The sequence below is a fragment of the Kineosporia sp. A_224 genome, from assembly GCF_002198655.1.
GTDB lineage: Bacteria > Actinomycetota > Actinomycetes > Actinomycetales > Kineosporiaceae > R-H-3.
The window spans coordinates 1-3,149 of sequence record NZ_MWLN01000087.1 but is presented as its reverse complement, the minus strand read 5'-3'; the positions used below and the strand labels follow the sequence as shown (position 1 = coordinate 3,149).

General features: G+C 72.0%; 2 protein-coding genes and 1 pseudogene. All 3 read left to right on the top strand.

Features of this window, described 5'->3' with window-relative positions:
• Positions 1–2,000 precede the first annotated feature (2,000 nt).
• The gene (locus tag EDJALFJO_RS34080; RefSeq protein WP_158220319.1) at positions 2,001–2,171 is read left to right on the top strand and encodes a hypothetical protein; all 171 of its coding nucleotides are present in this window, start codon (positions 2,001–2,003) and stop codon (positions 2,169–2,171) included.
• A 168-nt stretch (positions 2,172–2,339) separates the two neighbouring features.
• On the top strand, positions 2,340–2,813 hold the full coding sequence (locus EDJALFJO_RS06970) for a phosphatase PAP2 family protein (RefSeq protein WP_158220318.1): 474 nt from the start codon (positions 2,340–2,342) through the stop codon (positions 2,811–2,813).
• A pseudogene (locus EDJALFJO_RS06965) lies at positions 2,810–3,149 on the top strand (hypothetical protein); the annotation flags it as partial. The gene EDJALFJO_RS06970 and the pseudogene EDJALFJO_RS06965, both read left to right, overlap by 4 nt.

The following is a 3,149-nucleotide window of genomic DNA, read 5'->3' as shown; positions in this document are numbered from 1 at the left end:
CGCGGTTTAGGAACCGATGCCCGTCCGGTTTGGGTGGGTAGTCGCTGGTGGGGTCCGGATGGGTGTTCGTGCTGGTCAGAGGCCAGATGACGTAGGAACGGCTCCGGTCTTGGAGGGTCGCTGCGGAAGGACGTAGTGACCACCAAAGTGAGCACCGGCGAGAGCAGTGCTCTGGTGCCGGGAGGGGCTCGTTCCGTTCCCCGTCAACCGGCCCGCTCGCCGACCTGGACGTCGGTGTGGTGCGGGCTTGATGTCTGGAGCCTCGGACGTGATGACTCTTTCAGCATCCCCACAGATCGTAGGTCAACAAGAAGACGGTCCACTGCTCGCGTTGCAGGCGAGGGCCGAACGCGGAGCCCGCGTGAGCGAGGTCGGCCAAGACGCTGGCGGCACGCACGACAGGGCCGACACGGTCCAGCGCGACCTGCTGGTCGTGGAGGACCGGTTCGCGATCGTCCCGGAGTGGCTGCTCGACGCGGACGTCTCCGACGTCGCGGTCCGGTTGTACGCGGTGCTGCTGCGGTACGGGCAGACATCCGGAGCACGGATGCCGAGCCGGCTGCTGCTCGCGCAGCGGCTGCGCAAGCGGTCCACCGACACCGTCGACCGGGCGATGAAGGAGCTCGTCGCGGTCGGGGCGGTCGTGGTCGAGCGCCGTCGGCGTGGACCGGTCAACCTGACCAACCGGTACCTCGTGCGCACCGCCGTGCCCGGCTCGAGCGCCGGAAAGCAGTCGGGGGCGCCGGGCGCCCTGTCGGGAGGAGCCGCCTGCTCCGGTCTGCGAGATGGCGGGGGAGAGGGTGGCCGCAGATCTGCGGCCACCCCCTCGCAACCGGTGGTCGCCCGCACTGCCTCGACCACGGGTGCTCGCGCGCGGGTGGGCGGGGGTGGCCGCATTTCTGCGGCCAGGGGTAGCNGTTTGCGGCCCGACCCAGAGTTCTTGACCCAGAGGAAGAACCCTCCTCCCCGCCCCTCCACGCCATCGACGGCCGGCGGTCGCGGCGCGCGGCGTTCGAGCGAGCGGGCCGAGCAGCAGCGCGCCGCGGTCCTGGACGCCCTCGGACACCCCGACCTGGCCGATGTGGCCGCCCGGTGCCACGACCTGCGTGCACAGCTCGGGCAGCCCGCCCGGCTGTGGACCGAGACGGCCCTGCTCGACGTCCTGGCGGACGCCGTCCTCGAGCGGGGCATGACCGCGAGCATCGCCGTCCCGGCCCTGTTGGAGTTGGCGGCCGACCCTGCTACCCGCAGCCCCGCGCGCCTGGCCTGCCTGGGACCTTGGTGGGAACTTCCCGCGACCGGCAGGCCAGGCGCGGCGGACTGCGCGGCCTCGAACGAGCTGGCGTTGCTGGAGGCGCGGCTGGCGGAGGCTGACGGTGATCGGGTTCGGCTGCAGCGGCTGGCCCGCGAGCAGCTCCGGGAGGAGCGGCACCCGGTCACGCGTTTGGCGGTGGCCCGTCGCGCCTGCGCGCTGCTGCCATGCAACGTGGCGCGGCCGTGAGCGCCGGGCGCCCCGCCGGCAGGCATATGTGTCTCGGGGCGGCCCGCCGGCTCTGCGCAAGGTCCCGATGCTTGATGAGTTCATTTGAGTGGTGTTCGGGTGTATCAACTTCTGGGCGCCGGCAACGGCACGCACCCGACGGCCCGTTCCCGTCGACCGGGGTTCGTCCAAGGGTGTCCAGCGTTCTTGGCGGGCTACCAGCGCTGCGCGACGTCGAGGACGATGCGAGAGGCGCCGCCAGGGCCGGGCAGGTCTTGCCGGCAGTCAGCGAACAACTGCCGCCGGCGAAGGATCGAGGCGCTCGAGGGCCCGCGGGGACCGAGGTCTCGGTCCCTGGCCGGCGTCGACGCGTACGGTGGTCTGATTGGTGCCGATCGGCGACCAGGGGACGCGACCACGGTTCGAGGTGGGGGCGCTCCGAGCAGCGAGGACCTTCGGTGTTCAGCCGCGATCTCCATCTCCGCGCACGAACTGACTGCCGAGTCCTTGGAGCATCACGATGTCGACGAACCTGAGAGCGAAGCTGACCGAGCTCGCCAAGAGTCCCGCGCTGCGGGGTGCGATCGACAAGGCCCGCCTCGAGGCAGCCAAGCCGGCCAACAAGCAGCGGCTCCAAAAGCTGCTCGGACGCTCGCCCAAGCAGCCGCCCCAGTCGCCCCAGCAGCCTTGAGGGCCTGAGGTCCCCGGACCTGGCTACGGTGGGTTACCTCGCTTGTCTCAACCGTCCCGGCGGGCACCCGGGGAGCCGCGCTCCGAGCGGCTGGCCGCGCTCGAGCAACAGGCGCTGCAACGGCTCGGGACGATCGAGTCGGGCTTCTTCGACGAGGCCATGCCGCGGTTGAGCAAGGCTGCCGACCATGGCGGCCTATGGCTCGCGATCGCGTGCGGCATGGCACTGTCCGGGCGGCGCGGTCGCCGGGCGGCCGCCCAGGGCCTGGTGGCCCTGTCACTGGCCAGCGTGGTCACGAACGTCTTCCTCAAGCCCGCGTCCCGTCGAACTCGTCCACCTGCCGGGCTGGTCCCGGACACGCGGGTGCCGCTGCGGGCACCGGTGACCACGTCGTTCCCGTCGGGGCATGCGGCGTCCGCCGCGGCCTTCGCGACCGCTGTGTTGCTGGAGCAGCCCGCGCTGGGGGTGGCGCTGGTCCCGCTGTCGGTCGTGGTCGCGGCCTCCCGGGTGGTGATCGGCGTGCACTACCCGTCGGACGTCATCGCCGGTGCAGTCGTCGGCGTGGTCGTCGGTGTGGCGGCGAGCGCCGTTCCGTGCGGGCCGGGTGGTTCGACCTCTCCGCCTCGTGAGGCTGGCCGGTGACGCATCCGGGCGGCGGCGGCACGCGTGACGGCAGGGGCCGTCTCGCGCGATCGTGGGCCGTCCTGGCGGTGGCCGGCGCGGCGTCGGCGCTGCTGGTGATGTGTGCCGCCGTCCGTGTCCACCCGTGGTCGATGCTGGGGATCGTGCTGGCACTGCCGGTGGCGGTTGTCTCGGGGTGGCACGTGGTGAGCAGGCGGGGGCCGGTCCGGGCGCTGGCCGGAACGGTGCTCGTGGCTGCGGTGGTCGCCCCAGTGCTGCATGTGTTGTCCCACCGGCCTGGTGCACTGCTGGTCTCGATGGTGCTCTTCGGGCTGTCGATGGTGTCCGCCCGGGTGG

What these genes read in the sequence shown, in the direction of transcription:
- EDJALFJO_RS34080 (WP_158220319.1), top strand. Translation starts at nt 2,001, where the DNA reads ATGTCGACGAACCTGAGAGCGAAGCTGACCGAGCTCGCCAAGAGTCCC.